The sequence below is a fragment of the Chryseobacterium sp. WLY505 genome (genome assembly GCF_030846215.1).
Lineage (GTDB): Bacteria > Bacteroidota > Bacteroidia > Flavobacteriales > Weeksellaceae > Chryseobacterium.
This window is the reverse complement of sequence record NZ_JAVCWI010000003.1, coordinates 16,763-40,208: the sequence shown is the minus strand read 5'-3', so window position 1 is coordinate 40,208 and position 23,446 is coordinate 16,763. Positions and strand designations below refer to the sequence as shown.

Annotated in this window: 19 protein-coding genes; 5 read left to right on the top strand and 14 right to left on the bottom strand. The window is 37.0% G+C overall.

The features are described 5' to 3' along the window. The first annotated feature begins 91 nt into the window (after positions 1 to 91). Positions 92 to 1,930: a M1 family metallopeptidase gene (locus RAH34_RS08645; RefSeq protein ID WP_306595862.1), complete on the top strand. Its 1,839-nt coding sequence runs from the start codon at positions 92 to 94 to the stop codon at positions 1,928 to 1,930. A 46-nt stretch (positions 1,931 to 1,976) separates the two neighbouring features. Here the strand turns inward: RAH34_RS08645 and RAH34_RS08640 are convergent, their stop codons facing one another. Next, on the bottom strand, positions 1,977 to 2,579 hold the full coding sequence (locus RAH34_RS08640; protein ID WP_306595861.1) for a hypothetical protein: 603 nt from the start codon (positions 2,577 to 2,579) through the stop codon (positions 1,977 to 1,979). Positions 2,580 to 2,770: 191 nt separating this feature from the next. Here RAH34_RS08640 and RAH34_RS08635 point away from each other — a divergent pair, with 191 nt between their 5' ends. Both RAH34_RS08635 and RAH34_RS08630 read left to right on the top strand, forming a co-directional pair. Then, on the top strand, positions 2,771 to 3,529 hold the full coding sequence (locus tag RAH34_RS08635; RefSeq protein WP_114822315.1) for a type III pantothenate kinase: 759 nt from the start codon (positions 2,771 to 2,773) through the stop codon (positions 3,527 to 3,529). 68 nt (positions 3,530 to 3,597) lie between these two features. Beyond that, entirely contained in the window at positions 3,598 to 4,128 is a 531-nt protein-coding gene (locus RAH34_RS08630; RefSeq protein ID WP_114822260.1) for a GNAT family N-acetyltransferase, read from the top strand. A gap of 109 nt (positions 4,129 to 4,237) precedes the next feature. Here the strand turns inward: RAH34_RS08630 and RAH34_RS08625 are convergent, their stop codons facing one another. From RAH34_RS08625 to RAH34_RS08570, 12 genes are all read right to left on the bottom strand, one after another. Continuing rightward, entirely contained in the window at positions 4,238 to 4,669 is a 432-nt protein-coding gene (locus RAH34_RS08625) for a nucleoside deaminase (protein WP_114822261.1), read from the bottom strand. Then, positions 4,669 to 5,286 carry a hypothetical protein gene (locus RAH34_RS08620; RefSeq protein ID WP_228412052.1) on the bottom strand — a complete coding sequence of 206 codons (618 nt, stop codon included), beginning with the start codon at positions 5,284 to 5,286 and terminating at the stop codon, positions 4,669 to 4,671. Before RAH34_RS08620 ends, RAH34_RS08625 begins: the two co-directional genes overlap by 1 nt. A 53-nt stretch (positions 5,287 to 5,339) precedes the next feature. Continuing rightward, positions 5,340 to 6,260 (bottom strand): YafY family protein, encoded by a 921-nt coding sequence (locus RAH34_RS08615; protein WP_114822262.1) that lies wholly within the window; start codon positions 6,258 to 6,260, stop codon positions 5,340 to 5,342. A 111-nt stretch (positions 6,261 to 6,371) separates the two neighbouring features. Next, complete coding sequence (locus RAH34_RS08610; protein ID WP_306595860.1) at positions 6,372 to 6,926, bottom strand: hypothetical protein; 555 nt, start codon at positions 6,924 to 6,926, stop codon at positions 6,372 to 6,374. Between the two features lie 8 nt (positions 6,927 to 6,934). Continuing rightward, positions 6,935 to 9,667 carry a hypothetical protein gene (locus tag RAH34_RS08605; protein ID WP_306595859.1) on the bottom strand — a complete coding sequence of 911 codons (2,733 nt, stop codon included), beginning with the start codon at positions 9,665 to 9,667 and terminating at the stop codon, positions 6,935 to 6,937. Positions 9,668 to 9,729: 62 nt separating this feature from the next. After that, on the bottom strand, positions 9,730 to 13,542 hold the full coding sequence (locus tag RAH34_RS08600) for a hypothetical protein (RefSeq protein ID WP_114822265.1): 3,813 nt from the start codon (positions 13,540 to 13,542) through the stop codon (positions 9,730 to 9,732). Positions 13,543 to 13,549: 7 nt separating this feature from the next. Then, positions 13,550 to 15,733 (bottom strand): hypothetical protein, encoded by a 2,184-nt coding sequence (locus RAH34_RS08595; RefSeq protein WP_306595858.1) that lies wholly within the window; start codon positions 15,731 to 15,733, stop codon positions 13,550 to 13,552. A 12-nt stretch (positions 15,734 to 15,745) separates the two neighbouring features. Continuing rightward, positions 15,746 to 16,504 (bottom strand): leucine-rich repeat domain-containing protein, encoded by a 759-nt coding sequence (locus RAH34_RS08590; RefSeq protein WP_306595857.1) that lies wholly within the window; start codon positions 16,502 to 16,504, stop codon positions 15,746 to 15,748. 8 nt (positions 16,505 to 16,512) lie between these two features. Further along, entirely contained in the window at positions 16,513 to 17,154 is a 642-nt protein-coding gene (locus RAH34_RS08585; protein ID WP_306595856.1) for a leucine-rich repeat domain-containing protein, read from the bottom strand. A gap of 227 nt (positions 17,155 to 17,381) precedes the next feature. Continuing rightward, positions 17,382 to 17,552 (bottom strand): hypothetical protein, encoded by a 171-nt coding sequence (locus RAH34_RS08580; RefSeq protein WP_162800971.1) that lies wholly within the window; start codon positions 17,550 to 17,552, stop codon positions 17,382 to 17,384. 237 nt (positions 17,553 to 17,789) lie between these two features. Further along, positions 17,790 to 18,827, bottom strand: coding sequence for a patatin-like phospholipase family protein (locus RAH34_RS08575; RefSeq protein ID WP_114822269.1), 1,038 nt, complete (start codon positions 18,825 to 18,827; stop codon positions 17,790 to 17,792). A gap of 191 nt (positions 18,828 to 19,018) precedes the next feature. Beyond that, positions 19,019 to 19,519: a M15 family metallopeptidase gene (locus RAH34_RS08570; protein WP_114822270.1), complete on the bottom strand. Its 501-nt coding sequence runs from the start codon at positions 19,517 to 19,519 to the stop codon at positions 19,019 to 19,021. Positions 19,520 to 19,754: 235 nt separating this feature from the next. On the opposite strand from RAH34_RS08570, the gene RAH34_RS08565 reads away from it, so the two are divergent. Further along, on the top strand, positions 19,755 to 21,338 hold the full coding sequence (locus RAH34_RS08565) for a Na+/H+ antiporter (protein WP_306595855.1): 1,584 nt from the start codon (positions 19,755 to 19,757) through the stop codon (positions 21,336 to 21,338). A gap of 81 nt (positions 21,339 to 21,419) precedes the next feature. Here RAH34_RS08565 and RAH34_RS08560 read toward each other — a convergent pair whose 3' ends face one another. After that, complete coding sequence (locus RAH34_RS08560) at positions 21,420 to 22,220, bottom strand: LexA family transcriptional regulator (RefSeq protein WP_306595854.1); 801 nt, start codon at positions 22,218 to 22,220, stop codon at positions 21,420 to 21,422. A 61-nt stretch (positions 22,221 to 22,281) separates the two neighbouring features. Here RAH34_RS08560 and dinB point away from each other — a divergent pair, with 61 nt between their 5' ends. Then, on the top strand, positions 22,282 to 23,430 hold the full coding sequence (gene dinB / locus RAH34_RS08555; RefSeq protein WP_306595853.1) for a DNA polymerase IV: 1,149 nt from the start codon (positions 22,282 to 22,284) through the stop codon (positions 23,428 to 23,430). Positions 23,431 to 23,446: the final 16 nt, after the last annotated feature.

The following is a 23,446-nucleotide window of genomic DNA, read 5'->3' as shown; positions in this document are numbered from 1 at the left end:
AAACATAACAAACAGAATAAAAACCTCAAAATAACTCCTATTTGAGGTTCTTAGTTAAATTACCTACCTTTAAAAAAAAATAAAATTTTAAATGAGAAAATCGGCTGCAATCATTTTTGCGTTTATCATTTCACAATTTCAGGCTCAGCAAGGAGCTTATTATCAGCAGGCTGCGAAGTACAAGATGGATATTGATGTCAATGCTGAAAAATTTACCTATCAGGGAAAACAAACTTTAGAATACACCAATAATTCTCCGGACGAGCTGAATGTGGTTTATTTCCACTTATACTGGAATGCTTTCAAACCAAATTCTATGATGGATCAGAGAGTGGCTTCACAAGGGAAAAATGGTGATGGAAGGCTGCAGAAAGATGGGATTTCAAGACTTGCTTCCATTCCTAAAGATCAGGAAGGAACTCAAAATATTCACTGGATTAAACAAAATGGGAAAGACCTGAAATTTGAAGTTCAGGAAACCATTATGAAAGTATATCTGGCAGAACCTATCAAGCCAAATTCTACGACTACATTTACCATGGATTGGGATGCTGTAATACCTCAGCAGATCAGAAGAAGCGGAAGAAACAATAGAGAAGGAGTGGATATGACCATGACCCAGTGGTATCCTAAAATTGCGGAGTACGATTATGACGGCTGGGCCACTTTCGATTATCTGGGAAGAGAATTCCATGCGCCGTTCTCCGATTTTGATGTTACCATTAAGATCAACAAAGATTATGTCGTAGGAGCAGGAGGAATTCTGGAAAATCCAACAGAAGTAAAAGGCTACGATGCCAATGCCAAAATAAAAACAGAAAAAGACAAAAAAGCAATCTGGAAATGGACAGCAAAGAATATTCTTGATTTTGCATGGAGCGCAGACAGAGATTATTCTGTAGAAAGCTTCAATGTTCCGGAAGGTCCAAAAGTATATCTGGTTTATCAGAAAAATGATAAAACTAAGGCATGGGGTGAATCTCAGCCTTATATTACTAAGTATTTTCAAATCATGAATTCCCACTTCGGAAAATATGTATATCCAACTTATGCATTTATCCAGGGAGGAGATGGAGGAATGGAATACGGAATGTGTACCATGATTTTAGGAGAAGCTAAAAGCGTTAAAGATTTAATGGGCTTAATGGCTCACGAAGGAGCTCACTCATGGTATCAGCAGATGCTTGCTACGAATGAATCTGTACGTCCGTGGATGGATGAAGGTTTCACAAGCTATGCGGAAGGATATACGATGTATCAGCTATTTCCTGAAGATTTACCAAATCCTTTTGTTGAAAGATTAGATGCCTACAGAAACTTTGTTAAAAAAGGAATTGAAGAACCTGCCGTTTGGCTGGGAGACCATCATGATAACGGTACTGCTTATACTTATGCATCTTATGTAAAAGGGGAATTGTATCTGGTGCAGCTTGGGTACATTATGGGGGAGCAGAAACTGGCAGAAACCTTAAAGCAGTATTATGATCAATGGAGCATGAAGCATCCTTCAGACAGAGATTTCCTTCATATTGCTCAGAAAGTTTCGGGGATGGATCTGAAATGGTTCCATAACTATTGGATCAATACCACAAAAACAATTGATTACGGAATTAAGGATGTGAAATATGATGCCAAGTCTACCACCATTACCTTAGTCAACAATGGCCAGGTTCCGATGCCTGTTGATTTTGGAGTGATGACTGCGGATAAGAAAGTAATTACTTATCAGATTCCAATGAATATGACGCATACATGGAAAGAAAAGGATGTGTATGGAGAGTTTAAAACAATGCCTTACTGGCCATGGACTCAGAAAGAATATACGCTTACCATTCCTTACACAAAATCTCAATTATCTGTTCTGGGAATTGATTTCAGCCAGAGAATTGCAGATGTGAATATGGAGAACAATTTTGTTGAAGTGAAATAACAATAAATAGATATAAATAAAATCCACAGATAAGTCTGTGGTTTTTTTATTTTATTCCAAATTGCTGCACCATCCAGTGATACGGATGATTTTTGATAAGGTCCTGCCTTAAGGTTTCATCTTTGGTATTTAAATAACTGTAAACTTTTAAAGGAATAGAATCCGGATATTCTTTTAAGCCGTTTGCAATCGTAATTTGTGCTTCTTCTTTTTTTGAGCCGCTATCTAAGGCCTCTGCTTTAAAAATGTGAATGATTGCCGGGAGTTTTCCATATACTTCTTTTGTTTCACTTTCCAGAAGATGCATAGTTTCTATCTGAAACACAGGATTGGGACTTTTCCCTTCTGCTACTGCCTGGCTGATATGCTGCTGATACATCAGAAAAAGATAAAGCAGATGTATATTTTTGGTATCCGGATCAGAAACTGCTTTTTGAAATTTTTGTGTAAACTCGGGAGTCATTTCATCACTATCTGCCTGAAGATTTTTTTGATAAAACTCATCCATCAGATCATACACCATTCTATCCTTAGTGTCAATTTTTGACTGACTCTTTATTTTTTGTAAAATGTTTGCCATTGAATTCCCGGATTGTGCAAAAATGGAGACGCTGAGGCATAGTAAAGTACCGATGATCAGTTTTTTCATGATATGTTTTGAATAATTGTATTGTGAAATTAAATATACAGATTTGTTCCCAGGAAAGAAAAAATAAGTGAGTCATTGTAATTTAGTTTGATAATGACAGGTTCTTTTTCTTAAAATTATTAAATTTATTGCCTCAAAATTAAGCGGAAATTTCAATTATATATCGTGAATTTCTTCTGAAAAATATGTCAATGAATTCAATTGTAATAAATGTAGGAAACAGCAATATCAGATTTGGTCTTTTCAATGGTGATAATTGTGATATTTCGTGGGTAATCAATACAAAGCCTTACAGAACGGCAGATGAACTTTATGTACAGATGCTGATGCTATATCAGACCTATAAAATTGATCCCAAAGAGATTGATAAGGTAATTATCGGATCGGTAGTACCTCAGCTTACCAAAGTAATGAGCTCAGGGATCAAAAAAATTCATGGAAAAAATCCTGTCATTGTGGACCGGAATACCCCTTCCGGAGTGCAGGCAAAATCCAAGCAGATGGGAACTGATATTTATGCAAATCTGGTAGCTGCACACAATTTGTACCCGAACAGAAAGAAAATTGTCATAGACTTCGGAACAGCCCTTACCGCAAGCTGTGTGGCTGAAACAGGAGAAACTTTAGGGGTAATTATCGCTCCGGGAATTGTAACGTCTCTGAATTCACTGATCAACCAGACTGCACAACTTCCGGATATTGAACTGAAGAAACCCAAATCTGTTTTGGGACTGGATACGGTAACCTGTATGCAGAGTGGGATGGTATATGGCTTTCTTGGCATGGTAGAAGGTTTTGTAACCCGCATCAATGAGGAAGTAAATGATGATTGTTTTGTAGTAGCAACAGGAGGTGTTTCCCATGTCTACAAACCTCTGACGGATAAGATCCATGTGATGGACAGGCTTCACACCCTGAAAGGTCTTTATTTTCTGGGGAAAGATTTATAAATTTAAATAATTATGGTTGAGGTTGAATCCAGCTGATACTTTAGTTTCTCAATCTTACTATTAACATAATGGAAAAATTTCCCGTACTACAAACCGAAAGACTGATTCTTTCACCACTGCAAGAAAAGGATATCCCTTTTATTGTTGAACTTCTTCAGCATAGGATTTTTTCTGATCTGACCTCCAATATTCCTTATCCCTACATGGAAAATGACGCCCGATCCTGGGTGAAAATGTCAAAAGAAGCTTTTGATAACCATACCGGATATACGTTTGCGGTCCGGAATAAAGAAAATCAGATCATAGGAGCTATCGGGCTTCATGACAGGGATGATGATAAAGCCGAACTTGGCTACTGGATAGGAATCCCTTACTGGAATAAAGGCTACGTTACGGAAGCTGCAAAAGCAATAGTAGATTTTGGTTTTAATGAAGTGAAGTTTAACAAAATTTTTGCTACTCATTTCCTTCACAATCCCGCTTCGGGGAGAATTATGGAGAAAATAGGAATGGAGAAAGAGGCTGTTCTGATAAAGGAAGTGAAAAAGGACGGAGAATATTTTGATCTGGTGAGATATTGTATTTTGAAAACGGACTAGAAAGAATTGTAACATTTATAAAAACAAAAGCCAGAGAAATTTATCCTCTGGCTTTTTATATGTTATTATTTCAACCCAAATACATTTGATTTTTTCGAATGACTCCGGGTTATCTTTTACTTTTAAAAAATTCTTTAACGATAGAAGAACATTCGGTTTCCATAATTCCTGTAATCACTTCTGTTTTCGGATGGAGAGAAAGATGTTTATTGATAAAACCTCTTTGTTCATCCCGCGCTCCAATCACTACTTTCGAGATCTGAGACCAGGAAAGTGCACCTGAGCACATCACACAGGGTTCCATGGTTACATAAAGCGTGCAGTCTTTCAGATATTTTCCTCCCAGGAAGTTGGCTGCTGAGGTGATGGCCTGCATTTCAGCATGGGCGGTCACATCATTTAATGTTTCGGTGAGGTTGTGGGCTCTTGCAATAATTCTGTTGTTGGAAACTACAACGCACCCGATAGGAACCTCATCTTTTTCTAAAGCGGCTTCTGCTTCCTGCAGCGCCATTTTCATATAATATTCGTCGGTAAACATTAATCCGTTATCGTTAAAGTTAAGGGAAGTGTAAAGCGGTAAGTAGTAGGGTCACCTTTCAGCATTGCCGGGGAAAACTTTTCTGCGAGAGAATATAAAGCTATTTCTGCCTGTCTGTTGAAGGTGAAATTATCTCCCTGCGCATGAACATTACTGACTGTTCCATCTTTCTCAACAATAAAATCCACATCCGTCTTTATCAATTTTTCCTGAGAATAGACGCCATCAACATAGAGCAGATTGGCTACTTCCTGTCTCAAAGAATTGATACCTCCGGGATAATCTGCAATCTTTTCAGCATCTGCAAACTTTTCAGATGAGGTAAAGCGAGGACTTTTGATGGTTTGAAGGTCTTCCAGATTTCTGACTTTTAATAAAGCCCCGATCAGGGCATTGTTTTCAATGCTATCCATTTTTTTCATAAAAAAAAGGAAGTCCCCTTTTATTGCAGCTTTTTTTACCGTATTGGGTTCGGCATCAAATTTCTTTTTGAACTCCTTATTCAACATATTTCTGTGTTGGTTATAGTAGCTCTTTACAAGTCTGAACTCTTCTTTCTGCTGAGCAAGAAAAAAGGAAGAGATAAAGCAACAGATGCCAATGAATAAAGTTTTCAATAAGGGTATATTTATGTAAATATAACAAAAAATATGAAATACTTTCTCTATGATCAGTTTTCAAGATAACGGTTTAAAGATTCCTGCAAATGATTGCGGATGTCATCAACTAAACCTTTCGGTTCCAGAACAGTAACTTCTTTTCCAAAAGAAAGAATTTCCTGCATGAAATCATAAGTAGGGTGGAGGAAGAACTCAAAATAGATCTCTTCGGGAGTCTCTTTGGTTTCTTTCTGCGACTGATGAAGAGGAAAACTTCTGATGTATTCTCCCTGATGGCGGCTGCATTTTAATACAATGTTCTGTGGTTTCTGTTCTGCCAGGTTCATCACCCCAAATGCATTTTTGAAATGCTCTCTGAAGTTGTATTTGTACTTTTCCCTGAACTGATTTTTGGCTACATCCAGATAATTAATTCTGTCCAGCCCGAATGATTTTAAAACTTTGTCTTTGGTATCAATAGCAATAAGATACCATCGGTCTTTAGATTCTTTTAAAGCCAAAGGATGCACTTTTCTGGAGGTCATCAGTTTGTTCTTGTAATTGTAGTGTTCAAAACTTACCACTCTTTTATTTCTGATGGCGAAGAACAGATCATAAAAATGTTCTACACCGGTAGGTTTTCTACTTTCAAAAAAGATAAAATCTGAAAAATCAGGGTGGGTATTCATCGCGTTACTCACCTGAAAAGATTCGAGTAACTTTTGGTTGTATTCATCCACTTCCATAATGGGGCGGCTTTCAATATAATACCGGTTGTCGCCCTTTTTTTTGTTGTGGATAGAAAGGTTGAAAAGATCGGAAATCTCCCGGATATCCCTCTGCAGGGTACGGATAGAGTAGCTCTTGATTCCTGCATCCTGGAATTCAAAAGAGTTTAAAAGATAGTCCTCCAGCTGTGAATAGGTAGCCGGAGAACTTTCTAATCTTTTAATTATTAAGGCATATCTTGTCAGATAAAAATCTTTCTTCATTTCTCTATTTTTAGGGTGCAGCAGCGCTGCGTTTCATGGTAAAGTTTTATAAGACAAATATATGCGGTTCATGCGACAAAACGTGTCGTGTTTTATTTTAATATATCTTTTTTAAAGAGATATATTTTCTTGGTCTTCAATAGGAGCTACTGTAATATATAAAGGGTAACCTTCCTCGAAACTACTTTTTAGATGATTATAAAAAAGCTGGAAATAATATAAATTTTTATCTCTGACATTTTCCCGAATATTATAATGATATAATTCACCAAGAAATTCTTTAATATCCTCATAAAAAACAGAACGATTTGTCATCGGGTCAAAGTGCTCGTTTTTATAAGTTTTCAGATATTCCATAGGATTTTTGGTATGCTCTTCCGGTACTTTCTTCATTGTTTTCAGCACATCTCTAATTTTATTTTCGAGTGCATCAACAACAAATTCCCATGTGTTGGGTTCATAGTAAAAGTCTTTCTTCCCAAAGTCTTCTCCTAAAAGTTCTTCAAAAACTTCTTTTTTGAAATCAAATTCATTCCATTCAGGATTTTCTTTATAGTCCTCCGTGCGTATATCAAAGCCTACATAGGTTCCATCTGGATTATACAATCCATTTTTTTTTACATCTGTTAATGAAATTATGATTTTATCTATTTTTTCTTCTTTCATAATAATGGTTATTTGTGATATATTACTTTTAGTTCTTCTAATTTATTAATATCCCCTAAAAGATCATTAAATTCATTCATAGGAGTTTTCAATTCAATCTTATCAAAGCCTTTTTCTTTTGCCCATTTATAAGGTGTAATTTGTTTTACGGCCTCTATAATATTATCTTTTGTAATAGGTTTTCCTTGCATGGCTTTTTTAAATCGGGTTAAATTTACAGATTCTCCTCCATATGCAGCATAAGCAGAATTCTTTTGGTAAAGACCATAGATTCCGTCAAACTCCTTTCCAAGGTCCATCTGTAGTGAGACAAAACCGTCATCATACATCGTTTTCCCCAGGCTAATGTCAGAAAGGTCTGCTTTATTAGCCCTTAAAGTTGCATTTAGAGCTGGAGGAATAAAGAAGTCACCTGAATATAAGTTTTTACCATTATCTTTTACTACATATACATCACATAAGAATTGATCTTCTTTTATTTTATCATATACGGTCCAATTTTTCTTGTAATGTAATGTAGGATTTAATTCGTGAAGTTCATAGAAATATCCTTCTCCATTTTTCTTTTTAATTAAATTCCCTACATGTATATCTCCTGGTGGTAACTGGGAATGTAAAATTCTTGTTCTTTCGGAAGCTTGTTTTGCAAAGAAGAAATTTTCCATGGCTGCTTGCCCTTCATTTTTATAAACTACTACCGCGGCATCCATAAATTCTTTCGCAGCAGATTTACTACCTGAAAAAATTTCAGCTCCTTTAAAGAAAATGGTAACATCTGTTATTGATTCCTTTATTCCTTGTAAATAAAATAACAGCTTCCGTCCTCCTTGTGCTACATAAAGTGCTGGAATAGCAGGTGGAATAACACTAAGCAATCCAATAGAAAGCGGTTGATATGTTTTTTTTGTTCCTTTTACAACTCTTACTCCATCTATTGTTGCTTCATAGGGCTCAAAATTAATTTTCTTTGCATTCATGGAAGCTCTGAGTTCTTGTGATAATCCTTTTACATTAATGAAATCGGTTGCTAAACGTGCCCACATTGCATAATGGATGTATTTTGTAATTACAGGATGGTCTTTTTTAAATTCTTTAAACAATGTAGCTCCAAAGCCAGCGTCTATTACTACACCCGCTGCAGAATAAGCCACACCAATAGTGCTTCCTGCTTCTATTGCTGCCATAATTTCTCCTACACCCAGAAGACAGAATGCTAGCTGTATCGTAACTTCTGCGGCAAGTATATTGGTTTCCCATGTTTCTTCATTATATAGGAGATACACAAAACAAGCAGGAAGTAAATAGATTTCACCTTTTTTCAGTTTATATTTTTCAATATCTTCTACAGGAGTGATGCTTATAATATCAAGAGGATTACAGGAAATAGGTTTTTGCAAATCTTCTCTTGTCATATTTGATAGAAAAGGAGCAGCAAGACTCATTTTTCCAACTTTTATAAAAAGATTGAGATCTGTTGTGAATTTTAATTTGTTGTGTTTTGTATCAAATTCTTCAATATTACGATTCCCGAAAGTTCTGTTATCAAATAAAATCTGTCTGCCAAATTCAAGGGAATCTGCATACTTTTTGTACATCTCTCCCTTTTTAATGTAAGTCATATAGACCCCTGTGATAATAGTACATACTTGGGAAAATGCCTGAAATTTTAAGTTATTAAGCAAATGAAAGAGTTTTCCATCTTGCTCTAAACAGATTATAATATCAAAAAGCTCCTGCTTATTAGAACATGTTTTAAATAATGCGGCAACAATATCTCCATTAGAGATTCCTCCTGAAATACTGAATCTTGGGAAAGCTGATTCTTCTCCACAATACATTTCGATGTATTTTTTCCTGGTTTCCATATCCAAACTGAAGAAAGGAGTATCAATGAACCATTTGAACATACTTCCCCCAGCAGTAAGATTTTGCTCTACAAAGGAATTCATATCTTCAATATTGGTGATTCTTCCGTCTTTAAGCTCCCCCATATTCTTTTTATAATCTTTCAGTTGGGCAATGAGCTGTTTCAGGTCTTTTAGAGAAATATCTTTATTATTGTTCAAGTGAATTCCAAAATAATTGTAGGGATCTGCTTTAGAAATGATCCACTCATTATAGGCATGTTTTTCTTCCGCTCTCATTTTGGCAATGGTTCTGTTTACTTCCTGTAAAGCCTTTATAGTACCTTGCTCTTTTAAATTTACTTTGTTTTTTAAAACCTGGCTTGGAATGGCGAATCTGGATTCCTGCTTAGTATTTTGTTCGCTTATAATAAATTGATAATCTGATATCGCATCATCAATAGCTGTTGAAATTTCATCGTGAGAAAAAGAAAATCCTTGTTGTCTGTCATTAATGATATTATTGATAACATATTCTTTAAATGTTATATGATCCTTAAATCCTTCATATTTAAATTCTTGTTGAGAGCTTAATAATTTATTGTAATCTTTTGATCTCCCGGTAATGGTAATATATAATTCATTTTTGCTTCCAAGTAAGTAAAATATTAATAGATCAGTATCGTTATGATCTTTTAGAAATTTGGGATCATTATATTCTTCCACCAATTTATTTATATCTCCATAAGCTAAAAATTTGTGGTAATAGGTAAGGCCACTTCCATTTAAATGACCATATTTATTTTCAGGCGAAAGTCCCAAGCCACTTATTTTGGTGATTTTAGGCATCTTTAATGAAGCTATGTCATGAGTTCCTAATGCTTTTATTGATTTCATTTTATAAGTGTTAAGTGTTTAAAAAGAAATGGCGGCTTTATGCCACCATTTCATTGAATAGTTTAATCTAAGGTGCTTGTTTCCTTATCTCCATGCTGTAATTGTGCATCTTCATCCAATCTGAAGCTTGTTTCAAACTCCAGTTCTGATGGATTTTCGCAATTCTTAGGATCATTTTCCGGGAAAATCGGTAATGGCTGATTTACTGGAAGTCCTGTGGATTTATCCTGAAGAATCGTTAGGGTAGTAGGGATTCTGGTAATCCAGTATTTACCCTGAGGTTCTCCGGTTGGCTGTCTCATTTCGTCCACGATACTCATGTACATTGGATCTCCGATTACCGGAACAGAACCGCCATTCCAGATGATTCCTGTTTCAAGGAAGAACTGAACGGCTGCTTCGAAACCTGGTTTTACGGTAACGATAATTCTTGCCATACCTGCCTGCAAGAAACTTCTGAACAATGGATCCATACTTTCGCTGATGTAGAATTCCTGCCAGCTCTTACGGTTGGCCCAATAATATGGGTAGAAGGTATAATCCATAATTTCCCATTCAAATGCCTGTTCCATAAACTTGGCAAGGGCTGTATATCTGTCCAGATTTTCATTCAGGTATACCTGGAAATTATCCATGGTTGTTTTCTCATCGGCACCGTTGGTTGTTTCCTGGCCTAATGTATAAAGGTAATCCTGTAATAAATAAGCGATACAGTTGTGCTTTAAGACATCATGTTCCATATATCGGTAGAAAGTATCCTGTCTTTCTTTAAGCTGAGCTTCTTTTTCTTTTTGCTCTGCGTCTAATCTTGCCTGATCTTCCTGGAATTTGGCATAAGCAGCTTCGTAGGCTTTAATAATATCGTTGAAACTGTCCGTTTTCCACTTGTTGATAAAGGCATCGCTCAGTTCACAGTTTACCACTACTTTGATGGTATAACTTCTTACGTTGTGGCCCTTCACCTGGAAAGTTATATTACCTGTAATATTGAAACCAGATGATCCATCGTCAAAATTAAGGTCTCCACCACGTTCAGAACGGCCAATCATATCTCCTTTTAAGTTAGAGAACATCACTTCAGAATAACGTGACCCTGACCATCCACCACCTCTGTTTCTTGTTGATCTGCAGGCGAAACTTGCATTTTTACCAGCATAATTGTCTGGGATGGTAAATTGTGTATGATCAATTCCAAAATCATCATTTGTCTGAGGAACGCTGGAAGCAGTATGAATTACTTGTTTGGTTGCTTCCGGGAATGCCTCTAAAGTTACTCCGTATTCCTGAGCCCAATGCTGGATCTGTACAATCGTTGCCGATTTTGGATCTGCCATTAACCATGGTTCTGGTGCCTTTCTTGGATCTACAGGAGCCTTAAGTACCTGAGCTTTGGCAACAGTAAGAGCCAGACGGTGTAATCTTGAAGGTTCAGGAACCATAAATTCAAACATCGTACGTTTACCATAGTTGTAGATCTGGTTTTTCATTTTCTTGTCGATCCATCTGTAAACTCCGGTAATGTGCTTAGGTTGTGCTGCTTCAGCGTTATCAGTGTTGGTTACTTTTCCTCTGTTGTCATATTCATGAACATTGGTTTCTGTATATTCCTTGATGATTTTCTGTACTCTTTCTTCTGAAATTTTAGTAAGAACTCTTTCCATTGCTCTTTCTGTAATTTCCTGAGATTTCATTACGGCTTGTCTTGTACTGTCGTGCTGTGCAGTATTATTGGCATAGTCTGCCCCAATTTCAAACTTCATAGCACTGTCATTTCCATAGCTGAATCTGGTGTATGCAGAAATACTTTGCTGCTTCTCAATTTCTTTGGCAACTTCAGTTTGCATATCTGTTCTTGAAGTTTTGGAAGTGTCTGACATCTTCTCTGTTTCCTGAGATTTGGAAGTTGTGTCTGTTACTTCAGAATATTCTCTGGAAACGGAAGATTTGTGTCTCAATTCGCTGGCCATAACGTTCTCAATATTGGAAACTTCTCCAGGAACGTAAGCATGAACACTTTGCACTACTTTCATATAATCTGCTACTCCCAATCTTTTGATCCCGAAATTTTTACGTTTTTGGGTGGTGCCTGGTTCAGGTGTACCCGGGTTTTCCACTGCAGCACGCTTCAAAGTCAGCATTCCGGTAAGGTTTAAGTCTTCTTTCAGATATTGTGTGGCAATTTCTCCATACGCCTGGCTTCCGTTATCAAAAATGATTTCTATTTTGAAACTAAAGCTGGTTCTGAATCGGTCTACCAAGGCCGCAGGTAAAGTAATCTTATTATCTACCACAGGAATATTGCTGTAGTTTTCCTCGAAGGTTCCGGCTGCATCTGTTGTGGCTGTAATTTTAGCATTGGCAACGCTCCATGACACATCTTCAACTTCAAAAGAAAAATTAACAAATCCTCTGCTACCAGAGACCCTGTAAGCACTGTGCGCATATAAGCTGTATGCCATTGGTGTTCTGGCTGTATTTTGGATAAGAGGCACTGAAGCTCCGCCAATATTGGCATACTGCTGTTCCGGGAGAGGGCTGTTTTGAAGAGCGGTCTCCATAGAAGAAGAAATATTGTTTCTTACAACAAGTAAAGCATCAGTGTAGCTTTCTATCTCATCATCAAGAATAATGGTCTGGGCTCCTATTCTTAAGGTGTCATGTGAAAGGATCTGAAGACTGTCTGTATCTTCCGCCACAGAAGTTAGGCTGGTTGTAGATTCGCCGAAGAGTTCTACAAAAAGGTCGAAAGATTCCGGAGAAAGCTTTGCCTGTAAATCTTCTAAATTAATTTCATTTTTGTATGTAAATACAAACGGAGCCACTTCATACTCTTTCAAAGTGCTGTAAAGACGTTCTTTTTCTTCCTCAGACATGTCCGGAGTAATTTTACTGTCTATTTCAGCCAGCTTTCTGTCATACAGTTCTAAACGCTCTTTGTTTTCTGCCATATATTTGGAATACTCATCCTGGTATGCCTGATGTCTGGATTTATGGAATTTTTTCTGAAGTTTTTCCAGTTCAGAATTCAGTTTGTTCAAAGATTCTTTTCTATGGATGGCTTTGCTGGATACAAAAGATGCTCTTGCTTCAGATTCTAGTCTTTGAATCGTTCTTGCCCCCAAAACTGGTTCAGAACCTTCAGCACTTCTTGAAGCCACTGAAGAAACGTTTTCAATATCTTCTGAAAACAGGACGGAAGGCAATATAATTTTCCCATCCAATGCTTTTTCCAATGGTTTTTCTCCATTAATTTTGATGATCTCCTGATCCGTAAGATCCTGATTGCTTGCAAAACCAAGCTGAATAGCCATTAGAACGTGGCTGATTGCCTCCTTGATATAGAAATCGCCCTGGGTAACAATCTGATGAATATAATTATTCCAAAGCTGTGAAAATATTGCAATTCCTTCTGCGTTCAGCTGTCTGTTGGTGTTAATAAGGCTTTTGTAATAATCTGTAACGAAAGCCCAGTCGGTACTTTCTAATGTTTCTTTTTTAGAAAGCTTTCTTCCAATCACAAGAAGATCTTTAAATGCTCCTTCTTCGATTTTCTTTTCGCTTTCGAACCCAGCATTGTTAAATTCGCCGGCAGCTCTTTTCATGGCTGCAAATTTTAAGGTTTTGGCAGGTCTTCCTGCTACAGCAGTATCAAAAACACCGGTTACTCCTTTTGGTCTGTGGATAAATCCTAAGTTTTTATCTTTAATTTCTGTTAATTGCGGGTTTCTAAGACTTACAAATCTGAAAAGTGATTGTGATGCGTTATTGGTTGTATTCATAGAGTTTGTTTCTTTGTAGTTAATAATTCCTTCTCCTATTAAGGATTTTCCGACGGTGAATGCGGATTTTGCTGTTGATGTATTGTTTGTTGGCATTTTGTACTTATTTTTTGGTGTATTCAAGGGTTAAAGTAAACGAGTTGATCACAGAATAATCATAATCAGGTGTACCTAAAAGTTCTATAATAGCTCTTTCTTTTTCGATCGTGATGTAAACTTTTGTTCTCCATTGATTCCCGGCAAATGCGGTTTTAAGATCATACCATTCTGTAAACATTTCGTTGGAGATAATGGTTTCAAGATCCGGGAATTCGGCCTTCAGATCAATTTCACCTGTTCTCGGAATCTGATCCAGATACAGGGTTTTTTTATAAACAGGCTTTCCGTTGATCCATTTTCCTCCTGTCAGCTCTTCTTTAGTGCTGTAGGAATGCTGTTTATCCGCATATTGTTTCTGGATATAATCATTTTCCTGTGCATTATCTCCGAAATAAGTTTTAGAACTTAATCCTCTGGCATTTGATACCTGATGCTCTAGCATAACAGGTTCATCAGGATAATTACTTACCATAATTCCTTTTCCATCAGAATGATCGGTAAAGCTTGTTAAAGAGGCTCCTGCATTGCTTAAGCTAAGTTTTGCACCATAAGCTGTTGCCAGTACACCGTAATCTTTACTGACATCCAAATTCGATTGTATAGAATTATCTACACTGCCTGATGTAATCAAAACTCCACTTGGAAAGAAACCAACCTGGTTTTTAATTCCATCCTGAGTATTGAGTTTATAAAGAAGGGATTCTATTTCCGGTGCTTCGGCATTTTCAAATTGGATATGACCGGAAACAGGATTGTTTACTTCTGTTCCTGTGAGGGGAATGTAGTTCTGGAAGTCGGAAAGGTTTTTATATCCAAATACATTACCGGCATTCAGAACTGCAACTTTTGTATAAGTGTTGTCAGCTAAAGGCGTTCTTCTTGCAGAGACAACAGCATCAAAATCAAGGGTTCTTGCGGCAAAGTCTCCACCAATTAAAGGTGTTACAAAATCATGGCGTCTTGCTACCGGATTGGATTCAATCACCAGTTTGTTGAAGGTTGAACCTCCTAGCGGGGCATTACAGCCGATTACAACATTGTTGTCACCCCAAACTCCCATAGCATGAGTAGTAGATGCGGCATTATATCCAATGAAAGTATTGTAACCCCATGCTCCTGAACCTGTTGCTTTACCATGAATATTTCCGGCAAAAGCACCTAAAAAAGTATTCTGGGTTCCATTAGTTAAGGAATAAGCGGCTCCCAGGCCAAGTGCGGTATTATTGGTTCCGGCAATATTTTTGTTTCCTGCCTCATCACCGATGTACGTATTTCCGTTTCCTGTTGTTGTCTCAGTTCCTGCCTGTGTTCCGAAAAAAGCATTGAAATTCCCGGTTGTAAGTTTAGTTCCGCTTGAAACACCCGTTGCAGTATTCCATCTTCCTGTGGTGGTTTCAGTTAAAGAATAAGAACCTAGTGCTACGTTATTTGAACCTGTAGTTAATTTTGATAATGTATTATAACCAATTCCTAACCCGTAAGCTCCGGTATGATCCGCATTCAAATTTCCAAACCAAAATGAATAAGTGGTAGGACTGAAGTTTATTTCAGCTGCTCTGCCCTGGCTTGGCTGGAAAATGATAGGCTTGGTTGTTCCGTTACCTCTGTCGATGACATTCTGTAAGTTATCATTCCCGCTAAAAGTTGGCTTATCGGAAAGGTCATTGTAACTGCCGGTTACAGCTACTTTTTTTACTGTAACTTTTTCCTGTCCTTCCTGTGATAATGTTACACTTCCATCAGCATTGGTCGTAGGAATAATGCTGAATTCCGAGAGGTTGATGTGAAAAGCCGATCCGTCATTCTGGGTAATGGTAATCATATTTTGAGAGGCATCATATACTGCGTTTTCAATGCTGATATCACGGGTTACCAAACTGCTTAAATCTACAGATTTACTTTGCTGAACACCATTCTCTCCTGTATAAAATACCGTTAAGACATTTCCATTTAACTGGGGAGCCTGAATAGATGTTTGAGTTTCAATTTTCTCTTTCCAAAGCTGAGCATTCTGCGGGTTTATATTGGATGCATTTGCCTCTGCTTTTTTAGACAGATCATAATCTAATTGATCTGCAGGAATCTTTTCGTCTTTGTGCCAGTATGAATCATGCCACTCCCAGAATTCTTCCTGTACCGGAATATCTCCGTTTTCGAAATATTTTTTTAATTCTTGTTTTGTTTTCATTTTTCTAAAGTTTTAATTGATCTGTTTTCCTCCCACGATTTCCACAGTACTGTCAAAAGAATAAGGGGTATAGGTTGTATCAGGTCCTAATGTTACTTTTGTAAGCTGGTTATCTCTGAAAGCATTGTTTTCAATCTTGAGAACACTATCGGGAATAATCACTGAGGTGAGCTGATTACTGACAAAGGCATCAGATTGAATTTCCGTTACTCCATTGGGAATCTCAACAGATGTGAGTTTATTGACAGAGAAGGCACCTTGTGAGATAACTGTTATTCCTTTAGGAAGGCGGAGCTGTGTCAGCTGATTGGCTGTGAATGCCTGTATTCCAATGTTGATAATGCTGTCCGGAATAACTAAAGACGCCAATCTGTTATTATAAAAAGCCCAATTGGGAATTTCGGTTACCTTTGGAGGAATTGTAATGGTCGTTAAGCCTCCGTTACTAAATGCTCTTTCCTGGATACTTGTTACAGAGTCAGGGATTTCTACATCAGTTACCTGCAGACCTGCGGTGAAATTTTGGGGAATAGTGAGTGTTCCTTCTTTTATCACAATTTTTCTCTTTGAAAAGAAAGCTAATGAAGCATTTTTATCAGCATCTATTTCAGCATAGAGTATGTTGAATGTACCATTCTCCAGACCTGCAATCTTGCGCATGTCAATTTTCTCATCCTTATGCCAGTAAGCGTCCTGCCATTCCCAAAAATCTTCCTGTTTTGGGATATCTCCGTTTTCGAAATAGAGTTTTAATTCTTGTTTTGTTTTCATAATGTTATTTACATGTCAATGATTAAACTTCCACCCACAACTGTTGTTTGGGCATCAAAAGCATCAGCGTAATATAGGGTTGAGTGCTCCAGCCTTACATACCGTAAATCAGGATTGTTGTTAAATGCTTTGGAGCCAATCATGGCAACCGAAGAGGGAATAGACAAAGAGCTGATTTTGTTATAGCTAAAAGCTGAATTTTTAATTTCTATAAGACCTTCAGATAAGGATAATGTTGTGATCTGATTGTTAGAAAATGCATTATCATAGATGGTTTTAACCTGAGCGGGAAGATGTACTGATTTAATAAGGTTATTGCCGAAGGCATCTTTTCCAATGGTAGTAACGCTGTCAGGAATTGATATTTCTGATATTCCTGTATTAAGGAGAAACCTATCAGGAATGGATAATGTTCCTGCTTTAATAAATACTCTTTTGACTTGTAAATGAGCCAGAGAAGCATTTCCGGTTTCATCGATCTCCGCATAAAAGTCATTAAAACGTGGTAATCCATTTTCCAGACCTGCGATTTTTGCCATATCGATTTTCTCATCTTTATGCCAATAAGAGTTTTGCCATTCCCAAAAATCTTCCTGTTTTGGGATATCTCCATTTTCAAAATAGAGCTTGAGTTCTTCTTTTGTTTTCATAAAACATTGTGTGATTGGTTAATAAATTGATTGCTGTGATCTGCCCTTGTAAAGAACAGGTTCACTTTTGTACTTTATTTTTAAGACATAGTTCTGGCTGTTCAGCATTTTGTGAATGGTGAATTCAAAGGTGTTGAGATTATTTAATGAGATTGCTGTACGGGTATTATAGAGATTTCAAAAGTAATGTTGAACAGCGCCAGAACTTGTCGTATATTAATTTTTAATTAAAAAATATCTTCTTCAGGTATTCCTTTTTCAAAATCTTCTCTGAAAAAGTTTTCAATGTCATTGAGATAGTTTTCATAATCCATCTCAGCATTTTCGATATCGCTCCATTCTATCGTATAGAGGTCTTCATCGAAGAGTATATCTGTATTGTGATCTGGTGTTTCCATGTTTTGTGTAATAAGGTGTTGGTTATAATTTTTTGAACATATTTCAGGCTGTTCAGCATAAGGAAATGTTGAATTCAATGGCTTTTTAAAAGTTTTTTAGGATTGTTGTTCTGTGTCTTTTCTGATACTCCAAAGGTAATGGAGCGGAACGACAAAACTTGACGTGTTTAAAAAAGATTTTTTAATTTTTAAATATAATCTTAGTAGCTTATATAAGGTATTTATAAGGTAAAAAGCTTATATTTTATTTTTGATGAGCTTCTGAACTATTTGATTCAAAGTTTCTCTGTTGTCATCAATATAGCTCAATCCCGCTTGTATCAGATTCTCGATATTGGATCTTCTTACATTATCCATAGCGGGAGACGCATTTTTCAGGGAAGGGTTCAAACGGTAATAATTTTTTTGATTTCTAAGTCCCAGAGTCTGAAACATCTGTTCCAACTGATAATCCACTGTTTCTGCGTTGGCAGACATTAAAATATCGACGATTGGATTAACCCAGCCAATTTTTCCTGCTTTTTGCAGTCTTTTAAAAGAATAAGGTCTTGCTTCAATTCCTGTCCCGATAGAAACCATTATCATATCGTTTACACTTGGATGATTGGCTTTCTGATGATTTTTTAAAACTTCCGCAAAAGGAATCTTTCTTGCTTCTGCATAAGCACAAAGCGCAGGATTATTAGCAAACATTCCTCCATCAATTAAGCTGAAAATCTGGCCATACATGGATTTAATCTGAACAGGACTGAAATACGTAGGAGCCGCTGAAGTCGCTCTGCAGATATCTCTTACATAGAAATTGTCTGTGCTGAGGCCGGCTTTCCATGAATTGAAAAGCTTTGCTCTTCTGTTTTCTATATCATAACTGGTTATTAAACAAGGTTTTATTAATTCTTTTAATTCTAAATTTCCAAAGAAATCATTTAAGTTTTTTTCAAGAGCTTCCTGGGAAATTCTTTCATTCAATAATCCGAATGGATTAACCAGTTTTTCCCAAAAGGAAACCTGGAAAATGTCGCCGCCCTTTTCAGCATATAATTCCAACCCTTTTTGAATGGAATACTTTGCTTTTCGGGTTTCATCAGGAGAGAGAATAATAGAAGCAATCAGACCTCCGGTGCTGCTGCCCGCTACCAGATCAAAATAATCTCCGAGCTTGGCGGCAGGCTTATCATAATACTGGAGCTGTTCTTCTATGTAACGCAGAATAATGCAGGTAACGATTCCCCTTATTCCACCTCCGTCCAAAGAAAGAATGGTTGTCTTTTTCATGTGATATTTTTAATGGTTTGTTAAAAGGACACATGCAATCTTAAATCTACAGAACCCCATTAATTGGTTAGAAAATATTGAGATTCCATACTGAGATTTCATTGCTTTTTTTGTTGTTTTCTTACAAAGCAAAGGTAGTCTGGGGAAGCGACAGAACGTGTCGTATTATATTTAATTTCAAATAAATGACACTAAAAAATAACGTAATTCTGCTGGTCTTTTGGCATCTTCAAAAGCGTTCTCCAACTGGTTTTTACAGGGCCTTTTTTAGAGGGAATCATCTTTTTTTCGAAGTGGGGAAGATCTTTAAATGTTTTCCAGTTTCCACCCCAGTCCCAGCCGTAGCGGGCAAAGATTTTTACACATTCGTACCAGTCTGCTACTTGATCATTATCCCAATCTTTTGCAGTATCCCAACTTGCTGTTTTTCCGTCAATCATCAGACAGATATCTACAGCAAATCCATAATTGTGAATACTTTGTCCCGCCTTGGCATTGGTTACTTTTTTTCCTGAAGTAATTCTTCCAATGGCATAAAGCTTTTCCTGCTCTTCAAAAGATCTTAATCCCTGAGTGATTCGTATCTTGGCTTTTCCGGTAAGAGCTTCATCACATTCCTGTATAATTTCCTTCACTTCATCTCTTACCAACGGGTGAAGTTTCTGAATTCTTTCTAAGGTTACTTTGTCCATATTTCTTATTTTGTTATAGGACAAAAGTATAGCGCAGATGCGACGAAACTTGACGTGTTTTTATTTAAATTTTGTTTAAAATTCTATAGCATTCAATCCGAGGTTAAAAACATAATGCCTAAGCTTGTTTTGGGATATTTAAATTAATCTATACATGAAAAATAATAAAAATTGCTTTTAAATTTTTAAAAATCAAATAGAAGTAGTAAATATGATGGATAAAACACAATAGTAAATGCATACCATCTTACCTTTCTTACTGGCCATGATTGCAGCCATTGTACTGCTCAACATGTGGGCTGCAAAGTTAAAAATCGCTTATCCTATTTTACTCGTTGTATTCGGGCTGCTTGTTAGTTTTGTACCGGGTCTTCCGGTTGTAAAGATCAATCCGGATCTTATCTTTTTTATTTTTTTACCTCCCCTTTTATTTGAGGCCGCATGGTCAATTTCCTTTAAAGAAATGAAACGATGGTGGCGTATTATCGGAAGCTTTGCCTTTTTAGTTGTCTTTTTTACAGCGCTGGCAGTGGCAGTAACGGCCAATTACTTTATTCCCGGATTTACACTGGCCCTTGGGTTTTTGCTGGGTGGTATCGTTTCCCCACCTGATGCAGTGAGTACAGGAGCGATCATGAAATTTGTAAAAATACCCTCCACTACCTCTGCTATTCTGGAGGGAGAAAGTTTATTGAATGATGCTTCTTCATTAATTATATTCCGTTTTGCTTTGATTGCTGTAGGAACCGGACAATTTGTATGGCAGGAAGCTTCGCTGGATTTTTTATGGATGATGATTGGAGGATCAGGAATCGGGCTAGTACTCGCATGGTTTTTTGTACAGGCTCACAAACGGCTTCCTACAGAAGCCTCTTCAGATATTGCATTAACGATTATTGAACCTTATCTGATGTATTGGATAGCAGAACAATTTCATGCATCAGGAGTTTTAGCCGTTGTTTGCGGAGGTCTGTATATGTCAGGTAAACGCTTGATATTTCTCAATAGTACCAGCCGTATTATGGGCTATAGTGTATGGCAGAGCTTCGTATTTATCCTGAATGGTATTGTTTTCTTAATTATAGGGCTTGAACTTCCTGAAATTGTAGGCGGACTGAGATGGGAAGGTATTCCTTTAGGAACAGCCATTCAATATGGAGTATTAGTAACCGGTATTCTGATTGCCGCCAGAATCATAAGTTCTTATGCTGCGATGTTGGCTACATTGATCTTCCGGCCAAGTGTTGCTCCCCGTGCTTCTTCTGCAAGAAGACGCCTGTTGATGCCTTTGATGCTTGGATGGACGGGGATGAGAGGTGTTGTCTCATTGGCTGCCGCATTGGCAATTCCGATTACCCTTGAAAACGGGCTTCCTTTTCCCAATAGAAATCTTATCCTCTTCATTACTTTCGTCGTAATTCTTCTTACATTACTTGTACAGGGACTTACCTTGCCCTACTTCATCAAATATGGGCATGTATTTGATGATTTTACAGATGAAGAGAAAGATAAAAAGGCCAGAGAAGAAATAAAACATCAACTGAAACAGCATGTTTATCATTTTCTTAAAACCAAACATGAAACTGAACTGAACAACCATGCAGGATTAGAAAGAATGCTGAAACAATGGGAGGAAAAGATCCAGAACAATAATACTGAATGGATGAATGAAAAGACCAAAGATATCTTTTTTGAAATGCTGGAAAGCCAGAGACAGTTTCTTTCAGAATTGAATAAAGATATTTCTGTCAGCGAAGAAATTATCCGCCATCAGCTCTATCAGCTCGACCTTGAGGAAGAACGGTTAAGAATGATTTAATCTATACCATAATTTGTGTTTTTGAAAACAAAATTATTGCGCTAATACGACAAAACATGTCGTATTATGTAATTTTATTCATTAAGAATCAACTACATTTGTTTGATTTTTTGTATTAAAAACTTTATTTTCTAATTCCGTAATAGTATTTCTCAGCTCTGAGAACACCTCTTTAAAATTATAATTTTCAAAATTGGTGGAATCAAAATCTTCAGGAAAAATTCCTGAGGCATATTGCCATATTTCTACAACTTCTCCCAAAGGAATATCATAAGGTTGGTAAAATGAGTTGTCAGCAGCAACAGTTATAGATTTCTTATTTCTGGAGATCAATCTTTTATAAGAAATACCATCATTCAAAGTCACAAAAACATAACTTTTATTCGGTTTCAGGTCATCAATATTTTCAAGATACTTTCCGATAATATAAGAGCCGTCTTTAAAAGGAGGCATTGAGTCTCCCTGAGCTGGAAAAGCTCTATATTTTCCGTTGGTTAAAAAAGGAAGTGAGATTCTTTGCAGACTTTCAATGTATTCGGGATCACTGTAGCCGGATAAATAGCCCATTGATGCTTTCTGCGGGACGATTTCGATACTGTTGTTTCCTAGTTGATCCACAACAACAGGTAACACAATCCGATTGTCAGGAAGCTTCAGAATATCTTCCAACGGGTACTTTCTGATGTCAACAGATACAAGAAGGTCAATACTGAGATTGAAAAACTTAGAGATTTTGATGAGTATTTCGATAGGCGGCTCCGATCTGCCATCTTCATAAGAAACGTATCTGGAACGGGTAAGTTTCAAAGTATCCGCTAACTCTTGTTGAGTTTTTTCTTTTTTACCTCTTAAAAAGCGTATGTTATCTGAAAAAATTGACATTGTTACAAATTGTAACAACAAAAATACGAATTTTGTTTAAAAACGTAACTAAATTTGTAACGTGAATCGTGCAATTGTACATATGGACCTTGATACATTTTTCGTATCCTGCGAGAGGCGTAATAACTCGCAGCTTCAAGGTATTCCTCTCATCATAGGAGGGGGAGACCGTGGAGTAGTAGCCTCATGTTCTTATGAAGCCAGAAAATTTGGGGTTCGCTCTGCAATGCCTATTCGTATGGCGCTGAGACTTTGTCCTGATGCAAAAGTCATTAGAGGCGATCACGAAATGTATTCCAATTTATCACATACTGTAACCGAAATTATACAGGGAAAAGTTCCGGTGATGGAGAAAGCAAGTATTGATGAATTTTATCTGGATTTATCGGGAATGGATAAGTTTTTTGGCTGTTATCAATGGACCAAAGAAATTGCTGAGGCAATTACCAAAGAAACAGGACTTCCGATAAGTTTTGCGCTGTCAACCAATAAAACTGTTTCAAAAATTGGAACCGGAGAAGCTAAACCTGTAGGGAGAATGGAAATCAAGGAGCTGGAAGTGCAGTCATTTTTAAATCCTTTATCCATCAAAAAAATTCCAATGGTGGGAGATAAAACCTTTCAGTTGTTGTCAAGGATTGGAATCCGGACCATTCATACCTTATCTGAAATGCCGGTACTTGTTCTGCAGCAAATGATCGGACTCAACGGAAAAGAACTTTGGAAAAAAGCCAATGGAATTGATGAGAATCCTGTTGTTCCTTATTCTGAAAGAAAGTCTATCTCAACCGAGAGAACTTTTACCAATGATACTATGGATATTATCGAATTAAAACGGCTGATATCGGGAATGGCAGAGCAATTGGCTTATCAATTGAGACAGGAAAAATGGCTTACTTCAACTGTGGCCGTAAAAATACGCTATGCTAATTTCGATACGGAAACCAAACAGCATAAGGTAGCTTATACTTCAGCTGATCATACGCTTTCAAGAGTGGCATTGGAACTATTCAACCAGGTATATACAAGAAGAATGAGACTGAGATTGGTAGGATTACGTTTTACCGGACTCGTGCATGGCAACCATCAGATGAATCTGTTTGAAGATACAGAAGAACAGATGAGCCTATACCAGACAATGGATTATATCAAAAACCGCTTCGGGTCTGATGCGGTAGGGCGTGCCTCCGGTTTTGACTTCGGAAAATAATTTTAAATCTTTCAAC